We start from the raw sequence: 13,410 nt of genomic DNA, 5'->3' as shown, positions 1-13,410 counted from the left end.
ATTTTTAAAGCCATTTTTTATTTTTGAAGTAAACGCCGATGGCACCGGTGATCACGATTAAAAATATAACAAAAAAACTAAATGCGTAAGGGCTCTCTGTACCAGGGATACCGCCTACATTTACGCCTAGTAAACCGGTTAAAAATCCTAGCGGTAAAAACAGTGCCGCAACCACCGACATCACATACATACGCTGATTTAATTGTTCAGAAACCTGATTAGTAATGGTTTGTTGAATAATTTGCGCACGTTCAATAGAGCTGTCTAATTCTTCAATAAAGCGGATCAGTAGATTGGTGGTTTCGTTTAACTTGGCTTTGTCGTTTTCACTAAGCCAGCTGTATTTGTTTGCCATTAAAGTACTGAGCGCTTCTTTTTGTGGCCTTAAGTAGCGTTTTAAACCAATTGATTGACGGCGTAACTGCGACAGTCCTTGGTTATCAAAGCGCTTTGTCGGCTCGTCAATTTCATCTTCAAAAATATCGAGAGTGTCATCTAAGCCATCAATTACCCCTTGCATACGTGAGGTAAGATTTTGTGTCAGTTGGCAAACTAATTCAGAAATGCTAACTGGCCCAGTTTTTTCTTCCAGTGCAGCTAAAATATCTTGGACTGAAAGTAAACGGCGTTTTCGGGTAGTGACCACTACATTTTCATTGATAAATAAACGAATTGAGACCATGTCTTCAGGGCTCTGCGCAGGATTTAAATTCACGCCTCGTAAAAACAACATACAACCGTTAGTTACTTTGGTGATACGAGGGCGTGTTTCATCGGCTGTTAATGATGCAAGTTCATAATCAGTCAACAATTCACTGTTTTGTAACCAATCTATGGCTTCACTTTGGCTATAATCAAGATGAACCCACAATTTACCTTGCTCAGGCTGCCAGTTATGTAAGTCTGCACTATTATCAATTGTGCGTGCGCCGCCTTGTTCATCAAGTATAAGTGCGTGTAGTAAACCATTGAACATAGTAAATTCTCATTAATCCTGTATGTTAATATAGTTGACTATTGAGTGACTTAGGTCAATTAAATTAGCTTATCATTTGGATAAAATTATTTCATTTGTGTTTTTATCCGTGTAGCGTATAAGACAGTTTTTTATTAAAGGGCACATTTATGACGGCAAAGATAATTGTTGGTTGGCGTGAGTGGTTAAGTTTACCTGAGCTTGGCATTAATCAAATTAAGGCTAAGATTGATACGGGCGCCCGTACGTCATGTATTCATGCTCTTAATATTGAAGAATATGAGCGAGAAGGCGAAAAGTGGGTTAAATTTATTGCTCAGCCTTTGCAAGAAGATGAGCACACTCAAATTGAGTGTGATGCTAAAGTAAAAAAGATGAAATATGTAACCAGCTCAAGTGGGCAGCGTGAGTTGCGGTATTTTATTGAGACTAAGCTCTGCGCTGGTGATAAAAGTTGGCCAATAGAAGTCACTTTGACCAGCCGAGCGAGTATGAAGTTTAGAATGTTATTAGGGCGCACAGCCATGGAAAATCGTATAGTCGTTGATCCGGCTTTATCTCATTTATTAGATAGTTAAGGTTTTAACTATGAAAATTGGTATTTTATCTCGTAACAAGAATTTATATTCAACGCGTCGTTTAATTGAAGCAGCTGAGATGCGTGGTCATGAAGTAAAAGTGATCGATGCATTACGTTGTTACATGAACATTAACTCTGAGCAACCAGAGATCCATTATCGCGGTGAAAATTTAAAAGATTTTGATACCATAATCCCGCGTATTGGTGCTTCAGTTACTTTTTATGGTTGTGCAGTACTGCGTCAGTTTGAAATGATGAATGTATTTCCTGTTAATGAATCAGTTGCTATTTCACGTTCGCGAGATAAATTACGTTCGTTACAGTTGTTATCACGTAAAGGCGTTGGTATGCCGGTAACCGGTTTTGCCAGCAAGCCAGATGACGTTAAAGACTTACTTGAAATGGTTGGCGGTGCACCTGTAGTTATTAAGCTGTTAGAGGGTACTCAAGGCATTGGTGTGGTGTTAGCTGAAACACGTAAAGCTGCTGAGAGTGTTATTGAAGCCTTTATGGGCTTAAAAGCTAATATCATGGTACAAGAGTATATTAAAGAAGCTGGTGGTGCAGATATCCGCTGTTTCGTACTTGGTGACAAAGTGATTGCCGCAATGAAGCGTCAAGCACAAGATGGTGAGTTCCGTTCTAATTTACACCGCGGTGGCAGTGCAACATTAGTGCGTATTACGCCAGAAGAACGTAGAACAGCAGTAGCTGCAGCTAAAGCAATGGGCTTGAACGTAGCTGGGGTTGATTTACTTCGTTCATCTCGCGGACCTTTGGTAATGGAAGTTAACTCTTCACCAGGTCTTGAAGGTATCGAAGTAGCAACAGGAAAAGATATTGCAGGTATGGTGATCGAATTTATCGAAAAAACCGCTGCAACCAAAAGGACCGCAACGCGTGGCAAAGGTTAGAATCAATAGTGCGTTTACTTTATTAGGTGAAACGGTGGGTGTCGGTGAGCGTAAGACGCTGGCCCTAGAAGCAGCTAAGCTGTACACCCATTCGCCGTTGAATATCCCAATAGAGGTAGTGAATGGAGTTCAAGCAGGGCCTGTTTTAATGGTCTGTGCGGCTATTCATGGTGATGAACTCAATGGCGTAGAGGTCGTACGCCAATTATTAGCAAAAATAGATGCTAACCAGCTGCGTGGTACGCTGATTGCTGTGCCGATTGTTAACGTATTTGGTTTTATTCATAAGTCACGTTATTTACCTGATCGCCGTGATATGAATCGCAGCTTTCCAGGTTCTATTCGTGGATCGCTTGCTGGACGTATGGCACATATGTTCTTTTCGCAAGTGGCCATTCATTGTACGCATATTATTGATTTACATACTGGCGCAATACATCGCACCAATTTACCGCAAATTCGCGCAGATTTGAGTGATGAAGCAACGGCACAAATGGCGAATGCATTTGGTACACCAGCCGTTATTGATGCGTCACTTCGTAATGGTTCACTGCGAAGTGAGGCCGCGAACTTAGGTATTCCGGTGATTACATACGAAGCTGGAGAAGCGCTGCGGTTTGATCCAATTGCAATAGCGGCTGGTATGCAAGGCGTTGATTATGTCATGCGTCATTTAAAAATGATCCGTGGCAAGCGCGCTAAGAAGTTACCTGAGCCAATTATTGCCAGCTCTACCAGTTGGGTGCGTGCTGAAGTCGATGGCATTGTGCGTGCGCAAGTATCATTGGGTGAGCGAGTAATGAAAGGGCAAATATTAGCTTATATCAGTAGCCCACTCGGTGATTCTGAGCTGGAATTATTAGCGCCAAGAAGTGGTATAGTGATTGGTCAACAAACTATGCCACTGGTTAATGAAGGTGATGCAGTGTTTCATTTAGCATATTTTGCTCACGCAAACAGCTTGGTAGAACAACAGCTTGAAACCTTTATTGATGAAATAAGTGATATTGAAGATGAGTTAAAAACAGCGGAATTAAATAATTAATTGCTGATTGTAACTGATCAAAAAAGCCGTTTAAGGATATTCTTAAACGGCTTTTTGTTTGTGCTTTTAGTTTATTGCAGCTTTTTAGGTCCAATAGCGCGCTTAACCGCGATTGCTTTAGTAGGTTTCGGCTCTTTATTTAAAACCATCACCGGACGAGTAACAAATAGGTTATTAGGATAAATAACTCGGTGCCCATCAACATGTTCTAATACCACATTCATCAAGCCCATCTCGACAATACGCCCCTCAACAAAGTTCGCGCCGTCAATAACTCTAACCCAATAACCAACACGACAGTCATTTTGAATAAACATTAGCAAAAACGAGGTCAGATTGCTCAATAGCGACCAAGCTGCAAATAGTGCAACACCTAGCATGGCAAACAAGGATGAGCCAAGTACTAGTAAACCCCGTAATTCAATACCCCAAAAAACTAACACTAAGCACAGCATTACAAATGCGAGAATAATTTTCAGTAATAGTTCGGCACGATATTTACGGTGAATATCGACTTTGCCCTTAATAGTTTTTTCGAGTAATTTTTTAGTCAGTTTTAATAGTACAGGAAAAAGTAACAGAGCGACTAAAGTGACGATGAGTTTATACTGTGTGCTAAGAATATCTAACAGTTCCACAATCAATCCAAATGCGGTTTAGGAGTAACTAGTTTAGCGTTTTTAGCACACTTTAAAAGGAATTTTTTACAGTGACTAGCCATTGAATAGAATCAACATCATCACTTTTATCAAGTGGAGCGGCGATATCTAAATGGATCACAGTACCTGCATTTGCTCTGCTTGGAGCGAGTCGTAACCCGATACCTATATTTTTCAATACTTGGCCATTTTTACCGTTATTTTGGTCATTAAACCAAGCGCGACCAATATCAAAAAATGCAGCTCCACCAACTTTAAACAGTTGAAGCAGGTCGTATTCCCAATAATAGCGTTTTTCAAGGTTAACTAAAAAACTACGATCGCCTTGTTGGTAGTCTAGCGGATAGCCACGTAGGCCATTTTCGCCGCCTAAGATTAGCTGTTTGTCGGGGGTTAGGTTTTTAGCATAGTCTAAGCGTATTTTGGCATACCACGACTGTTCAAAACTGGTGTTTAAATAATACTGCACTTGAGTGCTCGCGAGTAAGTTCTCTACTTTGCTTTGTTGTTCGTTCCAATTACCATCTAGGCTAGCATGAAAGCGCCAAAGGGTATTATCGCCACTAAAATGAGCTTTTTTCGCATCAAAAGAGTAAATAGCGCGGCTATCGTCATTGCTTAATTCTTCACTTGCATAGCCTAATAAACCTTGCACATTCCAACCAAGATTTAAATCTTCAGTACGATAAATACTGTCGAAATTACGCACTTTTATGTAGTGATCTTCAAACCAATGACCACTGATATATGGATAACTTAGCTCTCGCTTTTCTGCCAATGGTGTGACGGTATTTACAGTGCTTTCAAATGCTTGTTGTTCATGGGTGTAACCGACGCTAATACGTTGAGTCCAATTATTAGCAAGCTGTTTAGAGTGGCCAAAGTGAATACGATTATAGTCTGTTTTCTGGATAAATTGACTGAATACTTCACCACGTTTATAGAGAGATTCAATTCGTTGATCCGAGTAGCTTAATAAGCCATAGCTGTAAGGCGTATCAATAGAGTAAAAAGGGTAGCTAAGCTCGAGTAAATGGCGTTTACCATCGTCGTTATCTGAGTATTCTATACGACCACGGTAGCGGCTAGAAAGTATATTAGGATCATCATAAACAAACAGGTAACCATTACGTTCTGCATCGGTAGTGCGAGCAAGTGACAAACGTTTACCCCAGCCAAATAAATTGGATTCGCGAAACCCAATGCTCGATTTATTTTCGCCACCACTGCGGCTGAAGCTAATTTCTGGTAGTAACGTCCATAAATCGCGGGTGATCACTTTTACATTAATGTCACCATCGCAGTTAGTTTCTGCTTTTATTCTGGCATCGTATAGATAACCTTGACGACGTAATAAGCGCTCTGATTCGGCGAGTTTTTTCGGCTCATAGTGATCACCAGGTTCGAACAATAAAATATTTTTTATAACGTCTGGCTCAGTGGTCATATGAACACGATTGGCAAAGCGAAATAATGCGTTATTTTCTGCTTCTAAATTGGTATTGAAGACGTTGAGTTGATCAAGTTCGACCTGGGCAATTTTGGCTTTGTTGGTTTTTTCTGGCAGTGTCTCATCGACATCAAGTTGGCGACGGAGATTTTTTTCAGTGGGTGTAATTGTGCGTTGATTACTGCAACTTTGCTGTTCGTCACCAGATGATTGCGCTAAGCCATAGGATGAATAGAGCAAAGTGCTGCAACAGCTAAACAATAAAAATGCATAAGCGTTATTTACAACCATTGAAATCCTTTATTATGGGTTTTTACCGTTAACCCACTACACACTAAGTTTGTGTATAAGTCTACCTCATTGTTGCAATAGTGTAAGAAAATAGTGTGCTAAGGCTGCTAATAAATGCTCAGCTTCAATGCCTTCGCCATTAACCCAAATACTGTTACTGTAGTGTTCAAAGTTTAAATTAAAGCTTTGCTGTGCATACGTAAAGCGACATTGGTGGCGATCCGCTCCCGCTGCAAATTCACCAATTACTATTTCTGGGCCATGTAAAAATAACTGCGCCCAAAGCTCGAAATCATCATCGTTGGGCATTTCGCTGGGGATAATAATAATGGCATTATGTTGATTATCAAGTTGCAACTGAGTCATCAATTTTCTCTTTATTTAAGACTGGGCTAAGTAGTCGCGTATGGCGTGTAAAAAAGGGCTGCCGTACTTATTGAGTTTAGTAAAGCCAACTCCTGACACTTTGAGAAATTCACTGTCATTGGTTGGCATTAGTTGCGCCATTTCTGCGAGGGTTTTATCGTTAAACACCACATATGGTGGCACATCATCCGCATCGGCAAGCTCTTTACGTAAGGCACGTAGTTTGGCAAATAGCTTTTTATCGTAATTAAACTGAGCGAGCTTGTCTTGGTATACGTGCTTCGCTTGCAGACGTGGTTCAGCCATTTGCAGCGCGTATTGACCTTTCAAAATAGCGCGAGCACCTTCGGTTAAGCGCAGTGCTGAGCCTTGGGTGATATCTTGACTCAGTAAGCCTTGGTGAATCAGTTGGCGTAAAATACTGAGCCAAAATTCACTACTGTGGTCTTTACCTATGCCATAAGTGCTGAGTTGGTGGTGATTGTTATCCCTAATGCGGCTGGTATTTGCTCCGCGCAGTAGCTCAACTATGTAGCCTAAACCAAACCGTTGTTCGGCACGATACACACACGAAAGGGCTTGTTGTGCCACTAAAGTACCATCAAAACTTTTTGGTGGATTTAGGCAAATATCGCAGTTGCCGCAAGGTTCGCGTTGATATTCACTAAAGTAGTTAAGAAGTATTTGCCGACGACATGTTTGTGCTTCTGCGAAGCTGGCCATGGCGTTAAAGCGTTGCTCTTCGACACGACGACGTTGTTCATCTTCAATGTCTTCAAAAAATCGCCTAACACGGCCAATATCGGCCGGATCAAAATACATAATAGCTTCAGCGGCCAAGCCATCACGGCCAGCACGGCCAGTTTCTTGATAGTAAGACTCGATACTTTTGGGAATATCATAATGCAGTACAAAACGGACGTTGGGTTTATTAATGCCCATGCCAAAGGCAACAGTAGCCACCACTATTTGAATATCGTCACGGGCGAAACCGGTTTGTACAAATTGGCGTTGCTCGTTACTCATACCTGCATGGTAAGCCGCTGCGTTCATTCCAGCATCAGCGATCTTTTCAGCTATTTCATCAACTCGTTTTCGACTGGTGCAATAAATAATACCACTTTGACTTTGTTGTTCTTTTAAGTAGCGAAGTAATTGCGCCAGCGGTTTGAATTTTTCTTCAATGGTGTAACGAATATTTGGTCGATCGAAACTACCAGTGTGTATATAGGGGGCATTTAAACCAAGCTGCTGGACGATATCAAACCGCGTGGCTTTATCAGCTGTCGCTGTGAGCGCCATCATAGGCACATCTGCAAAGCGTTGTTTTAGTTCGCTTAAGCGGCAGTAGTGAGGGCGAAAATCATGACCCCAATGTGATACACAGTGAGCTTCGTCAATCGCAAATAAACTAATATTAAGGTGACTTAAGCGCTCTTTAAATTCATGTTGCAGCACTTTTTCAGGTGCAACATACAGTAGCTTAAGCAAACCATTGTGCAGTTGTTGATATATTTGCTGCTGTTCGTCGCGGTTTAAACTGTTATTGATATACGCCGCTTTCACCCCGAGCGCTTGCAATTGTGATACTTGATCTTGCATAAGGGAAATTAATGGCGAAATAACGACTGTCAGACCGCTTAAGGCAAGCGCGGGCACTTGGTAGCATACTGATTTGCCGCCGCCAGTTGGCAGCAATACTAGCGAATCTTGGCCGTTAAGGGCTGCATTGATCACCGTTTCTTGGCCATCACGAAATTCGCTATAACCAAACACTTGTTTGAGTATAGCTGCGGGACTGCGCACTACGGTGCTTGCTGTGGGATTTGGTGTATTCATCGCGGACATTTTAGAGCTTTTAGACGACCTTGCATAGGTGCTTTTTATCGCACTTTCTTTTTAGTTGTGCTTTACTCATCTTACCAGTTATAAAGTCGCGGATAATAATAATGAATAAAGCCCAATTAATTGACCAAGTTGCTAAAGTTTTTGTAGAGCAAATGCCGTTTAACCAGTTTTTACAAATAAAAGTTAAATCACTAGATGCGGAACAAGCGCAAATAAGCTTTCCTTGGCAGGATGTCTTTATTGGTAATCCTGCTCAAAAAATTCTCCACGGTGGGGTGATCTCTGCGGTGCTTGATAATGTGGGGGGGATGCTAGCGGCGGCGGCGATGATAGATAAGCTCACTGAGCTTAATATAGTTAGTATTCAAACCAAGCTAGCGACACTCGGCACCATCGATTTGCGCACTGATTACTTGCGTCCAGGCAAAGGGCTTGAATTTACCGCTAGTGCTAAGCTAATTCGCTCCGGTAATAAAGTATGTGTATGCCGGATGGAGCTCCATAATGAACAAGGCATTCAAATAGCTTTTGGTACGGCAACTTATTTAGTTGGATAAAGCGTAGCTGGCAGGTAAACTAGCCGCCATTAAACTACATCAGAAACAATCTATGCCAACTAATCCTGAACAGCGTAAAGGTGTTATCTTAGCCTGTATGGCTTTTTTTATGTGGGGCTTAGCACCTATTTATTTTAAATTACTACAGCATATATCAGCTTTTGAAATACTGATGCATCGTGTGGTTTGGTCGGTATTATTCATCGTCATCATTGTTGCAGTAATGAATCAATGGCATAAAGTACAGCATGTACTTAAACACCCTAAACTCATTGCTATGCTGGTTATTACGGCCACCTTACTTGGCTTTAACTGGGGGCTATTTATTTGGGCGGTTAATAATGATCATATGCTTGATGCAAGTCTTGGTTATTATATCAATCCGTTATTAAACGTACTGCTAGGTATGCTTTTTTTAAGTGAAAAACTACGCAAATGGCAAGCGCTAGCGGTTGCTCTGGCGTTATTTGGTGTGGTGATCCAAGTTATTAGTTTTGGCTCATTTCCGGTGGTCGCACTTTCATTAGCAGGGTCATTTGCGGTGTATGGCTTACTTCGTAAAAAGTTACCTATCGAATCATTGCCGGGGTTACTACTAGAGGCATTAATATTATTGCCAGTTGCTTTAGTATATTGGTGGTTAATGGCGCCATCGAATAGCTCTGATTTCGTAGCGAATGATTGGCATACTAATGTATTGTTGATCAGTGCAGGCGTTATTACCACACTGCCACTACTTTGCTTTACAGGTGCTGCCAAGCGATTGCAGTATACTACCTTAGGGTTTTTCCAATATATTGGGCCAAGTTTAATGTTTGTGTTGGCGGTGGTATTTTATGGTGAAGTATTTAGTCCTGAACGAATAGTAACATTTGCTTGTATTTGGAGTGCGCTGGCTATCTTTAGTTGGGATTCCTATCGACAATCACAAAAGCGTAAACGTGAAAATATCCCTGCACCCACTAAGCCTGTTTAAGCAATGACTTTATTGCGGCCAGTTTCTTTGGCTTCATAAAGCTTAATATCGGCCTGTTTTAATAATTCATCAATTTGATAAACAGGCCCGTGTGCGTAACCAATAGAGAGCGTAAATTGAATTTTTTCTTTGCTAAATTCAGGGCTATTGAGCTCAACAAAGTGACGAAAATTATCCAGACGTTTTAATATTTCATCTTTATTTGTGTCATTAAAATACACAGCAAACTCTTCACCGCCTAAACGAGCCGCCAAGTCTTTTGTAAAGTATTTTGCAAAACAAATTGAAAGTCCTTTTAGTACTTCATCACCAGCATCGTGGCCATAGGTATCATTGATTGCTTTGAAATGGTCAATATCGAGCATCGCCAAAGAGGGAATTAACTCTTTTTTCTGCAGTTGTTTTAATGATTTTGTGGTCTCTTCAAAGAAGTAGCGACGATTAGGTAGTTTAGTTAAATAGTCAGTGTTCGCTTGTAAGCGAATGGTGGCAATTTGTTCCAGCATGTCAACGTTCTGGCTCAAACGGCAATAAAATTCCTCGTTATTAAATGGTTTACGTAAATAGTCGTTTGCGCCATTTTTCAAAAAACGCGCCGAAAGATGCGCTGCATTTGAGCCGGAAATACCGATTATTGCTTTTTCATCATTACTGTATAAGCGACGAATTTCACCACATAACTCATCACCATTCATGTTAGGCATTTCGTTATCTGCAATTATAACTGCTATATCAGGTGTTTGTTCGAGCACTGCAAGTGCTTCAATGCCATCACAGGCTTGTAATATTTGATATTTATGACGTTTAAGCAAGCTGCATATATGTAGTCGTGCTGATGGTGAGTCATCGACGACTAAGACTTTAACGTTTTCGTTGCGAGGTAAGCGCTGTAGTTGCTTTTCTAAATAATGGTAGGCTTGCTTGTTCTCTTTAGTGATGTAATCAATTATTGGATATTTTTCGACGGTATCACGGGTCTTTGCATCTATATTGCCGGTCATTACTATAGTAGGAATTTGAGCTTCAATAGTGCAGGGTACAGCCTCGCCTTGTGGTGCGTCAGGTAGAATAAAGTCTACTACAGCGCAAAAATAGTTATTTTTACTAATTAACTCTTTTGCTTGCGCTAAGGAACAGGCTATATCTGCATCATAGCCAACTTTAATTGCAATGTGCTTTTGCACTCGCGCTATAGTTGGCGTATCTTCAATGATGAGTATTTTTCGTGTCACGTAACACCTTGTTTTTGGCATGGCCAAGTTTGTTCAGTTATACAAGTTGTAACTGTTAAAACACGAAAAAGCAAATAACACCATTACTTTTATAAACTATCAGACTCCGAATAGTAGTCTGGATTTTGTGGTGCAGGACTTGAAATTTTAGAACGCCCAAACAGAGTATGAAACTTTGCTTTACACGTCGTTAGCTTTAGGTATTTAATCCACGCACGTTCAATTGCGTTGGTTGGTTCTTGATTACCAGAGACAACGGCAAAAAATTGTTCTTGGATTTCATTTTGTGGTTCAAGGGTTTTATTATATAACCCTTTTAGAACAACACCGTGTTGTTCAAGGATACTGGCTTCTAGTAAGGTAAAATTACCGCTGCGGCCGAATCCGCGCGGAAAGTTTTGATCATCATAAAACTGACGTTGGCTTACAAATGCTTGGCGAAGTAGTGAAATATCATTGCTCATGGCTGTTTCCTCATACCCTATTTTCAAGCTGGAGTATGGATCAAGTTGCGCAATTTATTAAACAAAAAATTTTTATCGTGAGGATAAATAATTGGATATAGATTTATTGAAAACCTTTGTCGAAGTGGTACGTACTCGTCACTTTGGTAAAGCGGCTGAAAACCTTTACATTACGCAGTCTGCGGTGAGTTTTCGAATTCGTCAATTAGAACAAGGACTAGGGGTTAATTTATTTATCCGCCAACGTAATAACATCCAATTGACTGCACCAGGGGAGCGCTTATTACCCCATGCGCAAATGATTATTACTGGTATGCAACGGGCTAAAGTCGATGTTGCTCTTGCGGATAATATGCATAAGCAAGTGAGTTTAGCAGGGACGCCTAATATTTGGGATGCTTTTTTACAGTTTGGTATCACTAATATTGTTTCTGCAATGCCAGGGGTATCGCTGGTGGCTGAAGTTAAAGCACAACAAGAAAGCACACGGTTATTATTAGAGCGCACCTTAGACCTAGCTATTTTATTTGATCCACCAAAAGTGGATGAATTAGTAGTTGAGCGTATTTGCACCTTGCCAATTATACCTATCAGTGCATTTGAAGGAGCTGCGAATGAAAACTTTTTTGATAATCAATATGTCTATGTTGACTGGGGAACTACCTTCTCTCTTTGGCATGCACGGCAATTTACTGGTCACACTCCACCATATTTTCGCACCAGCACAGGACGCATTGCATTAGATTTGATACTACAATGTGGAGGTAGTGCATTTATTCCTGAAGTTTTAGCGAAAAGCCATATAGATAAAGGGGAGCTACATCGAGTGTCTGATGTGGAACATACTTCTCGGGATATTTTTGTCGCTTATCACAGAGATAATGAACAAAAACCCTTGCTTGAGACGTTGGTTAATTTATTACTGGAATTAACACCAACAATAAGCAGTGAATTTAGTGCTAAGTAAGCTATATATGACAGTTTTATGTTGATTTGATGTCTTTTGTTGTTCCTTTTTATGAATAATATGAGTCATAAATGTTTCTGTTGTAATATTTCTGTCATTTACCACAGGCAAAATGCAGCGAATTAAAAATTAGTCTGTTGCGTTTATTGAGGAAATAATATGAAATTTGCAAAGTCGAGCTTATTACTAGCTGTGTTAAGTGGTTTATCTTTTTCTGCGTTTGCTGATGTTGATGTGTATGGTAAAGCGAATGTATCTGTGCAATCTTCGGATGACGGTGAAGGGTCATTCAGCGAAATTAAAAGCAATGCATCGCGAATTGGTTTTAAAGGTTCTGAAAACATCAGTGATGGCTTAGAAGCTATTTATAAGTTCGAATTTCAAGTTAATGTTTCTGATGATTCAAAAGACACGGTTACATCACGTAATCAATACGTTGGTTTAAAAGGTGGATTTGGTCAATTAGTGATTGGCCGTAATGATACTGCTTTAAAGCAATCACAAGGAAAGTTGGATTTATTTGATAACCTTGAAGGTGATATCAAAAATTTATTTAAAGGTGAAAACCGTCTTAGTGATACAGTTACTTATTCATCAAAGGATTTAAGTGGCTTTAAAGTGCTTGCAACTTACGTTGCAGAAAAAGACAGTGATGGCGATAGCGGTTATTCATTAGCACTTACTTATGGCGATGCTGGACTGAAGAAAAGCAATGTTTATGCATCAGTTGCTGCCGACAGTGAAGTTAATGGTTATGATGTTGTACGCGCTACCGTGCAAGGGAAGGTAGCTGATTTTAAATTAGGTGCAATGTACCAAAGCCAAGAAAAAGTGGATGGTAGCGGTGATGCCGATGGTTATTTAGTTAATGCGGCTTACACTCTTGATAGCAATACATTTAAAGTTCAATACCAAGTAATGGATTTTGATGCGGGTGATAAAAAGTCTGCCATCTCTGCAGGTGTTGATCACTCCTTGAGCAAAAACACCACGTTATTTGCCTTCTACACTAATTTTGATATGGACAGCAATGTTGATCAAGATTACTTAGGTGTTGGCATGGAATACAAGTTTTAGTCTTTAGA

The 13,410-nt window shown here is 40.4% G+C and carries 14 protein-coding genes; 7 read left to right on the top strand and 7 right to left on the bottom strand.

All coding sequences use genetic code 11. The features are described 5' to 3' along the window. Positions 1-4: 4 nt before the first annotated feature. Entirely contained in the window at positions 5-976 is a 972-nt protein-coding gene (locus H5200_RS11100; RefSeq protein WP_182761497.1) for a zinc transporter ZntB, read from the bottom strand. 149 nt (positions 977-1,125) lie between these two features. On the opposite strand from H5200_RS11100, the gene H5200_RS11095 reads away from it, so the two are divergent. From H5200_RS11095 to H5200_RS11085, 3 genes are read left to right on the top strand one after another with little or no spacing between them, the layout of a single operon-like run. Then, a complete protein-coding gene (locus tag H5200_RS11095) occupies positions 1,126-1,554 on the top strand; it encodes an ATP-dependent zinc protease (RefSeq protein ID WP_145237042.1) in 429 nt (142 codons plus the stop codon). 10 nt (positions 1,555-1,564) lie between these two features. Next, positions 1,565-2,470, top strand: a complete 906-nt coding sequence (gene rimK / locus H5200_RS11090; protein ID WP_145237045.1) for a 30S ribosomal protein S6--L-glutamate ligase — start codon at positions 1,565-1,567, stop codon at positions 2,468-2,470. Further along, positions 2,457-3,515 (top strand): succinylglutamate desuccinylase/aspartoacylase family protein, encoded by a 1,059-nt coding sequence (locus tag H5200_RS11085; RefSeq protein ID WP_145237048.1) that lies wholly within the window; start codon positions 2,457-2,459, stop codon positions 3,513-3,515. The genes rimK and H5200_RS11085 overlap by 14 nt, the downstream gene beginning before the upstream one ends. A 71-nt stretch (positions 3,516-3,586) precedes the next feature. Here H5200_RS11085 and H5200_RS11080 read toward each other — a convergent pair whose 3' ends face one another. The 4 genes from H5200_RS11080 to recQ all read right to left on the bottom strand — a co-directional run bounded on the left by H5200_RS11080 (position 3,587) and on the right by recQ (position 8,120). Next, a complete protein-coding gene (locus tag H5200_RS11080) occupies positions 3,587-4,153 on the bottom strand; it encodes a mechanosensitive ion channel domain-containing protein (RefSeq protein ID WP_149980644.1) in 567 nt (188 codons plus the stop codon). 52 nt (positions 4,154-4,205) lie between these two features. Next, positions 4,206-5,915, bottom strand: a complete 1,710-nt coding sequence (locus H5200_RS11075; RefSeq protein WP_182718076.1) for a POTRA domain-containing protein — start codon at positions 5,913-5,915, stop codon at positions 4,206-4,208. A 66-nt stretch (positions 5,916-5,981) separates the two neighbouring features. Further along, on the bottom strand, positions 5,982-6,281 hold the full coding sequence (locus tag H5200_RS11070) for a DUF3630 family protein (RefSeq protein ID WP_182718077.1): 300 nt from the start codon (positions 6,279-6,281) through the stop codon (positions 5,982-5,984). Positions 6,282-6,296: 15 nt separating this feature from the next. Beyond that, a complete protein-coding gene (gene recQ, locus H5200_RS11065; protein WP_182718107.1) occupies positions 6,297-8,120 on the bottom strand; it encodes a DNA helicase RecQ in 1,824 nt (607 codons plus the stop codon). A 110-nt stretch (positions 8,121-8,230) separates the two neighbouring features. Between recQ and H5200_RS11060 the strand changes: the two genes are divergently transcribed. Both H5200_RS11060 and rarD read left to right on the top strand, forming a co-directional pair. Beyond that, complete coding sequence (locus H5200_RS11060) at positions 8,231-8,686, top strand: thioesterase family protein (protein ID WP_149980646.1); 456 nt, start codon at positions 8,231-8,233, stop codon at positions 8,684-8,686. 52 nt (positions 8,687-8,738) lie between these two features. After that, positions 8,739-9,662, top strand: coding sequence for an EamA family transporter RarD (rarD, locus tag H5200_RS11055; RefSeq protein WP_182718078.1), 924 nt, complete (start codon positions 8,739-8,741; stop codon positions 9,660-9,662). Here rarD and H5200_RS11050 read toward each other — a convergent pair. Together H5200_RS11050 and H5200_RS11045 are read right to left on the bottom strand one after the other, a co-directional pair. Beyond that, positions 9,659-10,894, bottom strand: a complete 1,236-nt coding sequence (locus H5200_RS11050; protein ID WP_182718079.1) for a response regulator — start codon at positions 10,892-10,894, stop codon at positions 9,659-9,661. The two genes, rarD and H5200_RS11050, sit on opposite strands and share 4 nt — an antisense overlap. Before the next feature lie 89 nt (positions 10,895-10,983). Then, on the bottom strand, positions 10,984-11,358 hold the full coding sequence (locus H5200_RS11045; RefSeq protein ID WP_145237075.1) for a DUF413 domain-containing protein: 375 nt from the start codon (positions 11,356-11,358) through the stop codon (positions 10,984-10,986). 91 nt (positions 11,359-11,449) lie between these two features. Between H5200_RS11045 and H5200_RS11040 the strand changes: the two genes are divergently transcribed. Beyond that, positions 11,450-12,325 carry a LysR family transcriptional regulator gene (locus H5200_RS11040; RefSeq protein ID WP_149980649.1) on the top strand — a complete coding sequence of 292 codons (876 nt, stop codon included), beginning with the start codon at positions 11,450-11,452 and terminating at the stop codon, positions 12,323-12,325. Between the two features lie 159 nt (positions 12,326-12,484). After that, the gene (locus H5200_RS11035) at positions 12,485-13,402 is read left to right on the top strand and encodes a porin (RefSeq protein WP_149980650.1); all 918 of its coding nucleotides are present in this window, start codon (positions 12,485-12,487) and stop codon (positions 13,400-13,402) included. Positions 13,403-13,410 lie beyond the last annotated feature (8 nt).

Origin of the sequence: Pseudoalteromonas sp. SG43-7, from assembly GCF_014164295.1 — a bacterium.
GTDB classification, from domain to species: Bacteria; Pseudomonadota; Gammaproteobacteria; order Enterobacterales; family Alteromonadaceae; genus Pseudoalteromonas; species Pseudoalteromonas rhizosphaerae.
Note: the sequence above shows the minus strand (reverse complement) of the source record. Positions and strands in the feature narration are given on the sequence as shown.

What these genes read in the sequence shown, in the direction of transcription:
- H5200_RS11100 (WP_182761497.1), bottom strand. Translation starts at nt 976, where the DNA reads ATGTTCAATGGTTTACTACACGCACTTATACTTGATGAACAAGGCGGC.
- H5200_RS11095 (WP_145237042.1), top strand. Translation starts at nt 1,126, where the DNA reads ATGACGGCAAAGATAATTGTTGGTTGGCGTGAGTGGTTAAGTTTACCT.
- rimK (WP_145237045.1), top strand. Translation starts at nt 1,565, where the DNA reads ATGAAAATTGGTATTTTATCTCGTAACAAGAATTTATATTCAACGCGT.
- H5200_RS11075 (WP_182718076.1), bottom strand. Translation starts at nt 5,915, where the DNA reads ATGGTTGTAAATAACGCTTATGCATTTTTATTGTTTAGCTGTTGCAGC.
- H5200_RS11070 (WP_182718077.1), bottom strand. Translation starts at nt 6,281, where the DNA reads ATGACTCAGTTGCAACTTGATAATCAACATAATGCCATTATTATTATC.
- recQ (WP_182718107.1), bottom strand. Translation starts at nt 8,120, where the DNA reads ATGAATACACCAAATCCCACAGCAAGCACCGTAGTGCGCAGTCCCGCA.
- H5200_RS11060 (WP_149980646.1), top strand. Translation starts at nt 8,231, where the DNA reads ATGAATAAAGCCCAATTAATTGACCAAGTTGCTAAAGTTTTTGTAGAG.
- rarD (WP_182718078.1), top strand. Translation starts at nt 8,739, where the DNA reads ATGCCAACTAATCCTGAACAGCGTAAAGGTGTTATCTTAGCCTGTATG.
- H5200_RS11045 (WP_145237075.1), bottom strand. Translation starts at nt 11,358, where the DNA reads ATGAGCAATGATATTTCACTACTTCGCCAAGCATTTGTAAGCCAACGT.
- H5200_RS11035 (WP_149980650.1), top strand. Translation starts at nt 12,485, where the DNA reads ATGAAATTTGCAAAGTCGAGCTTATTACTAGCTGTGTTAAGTGGTTTA.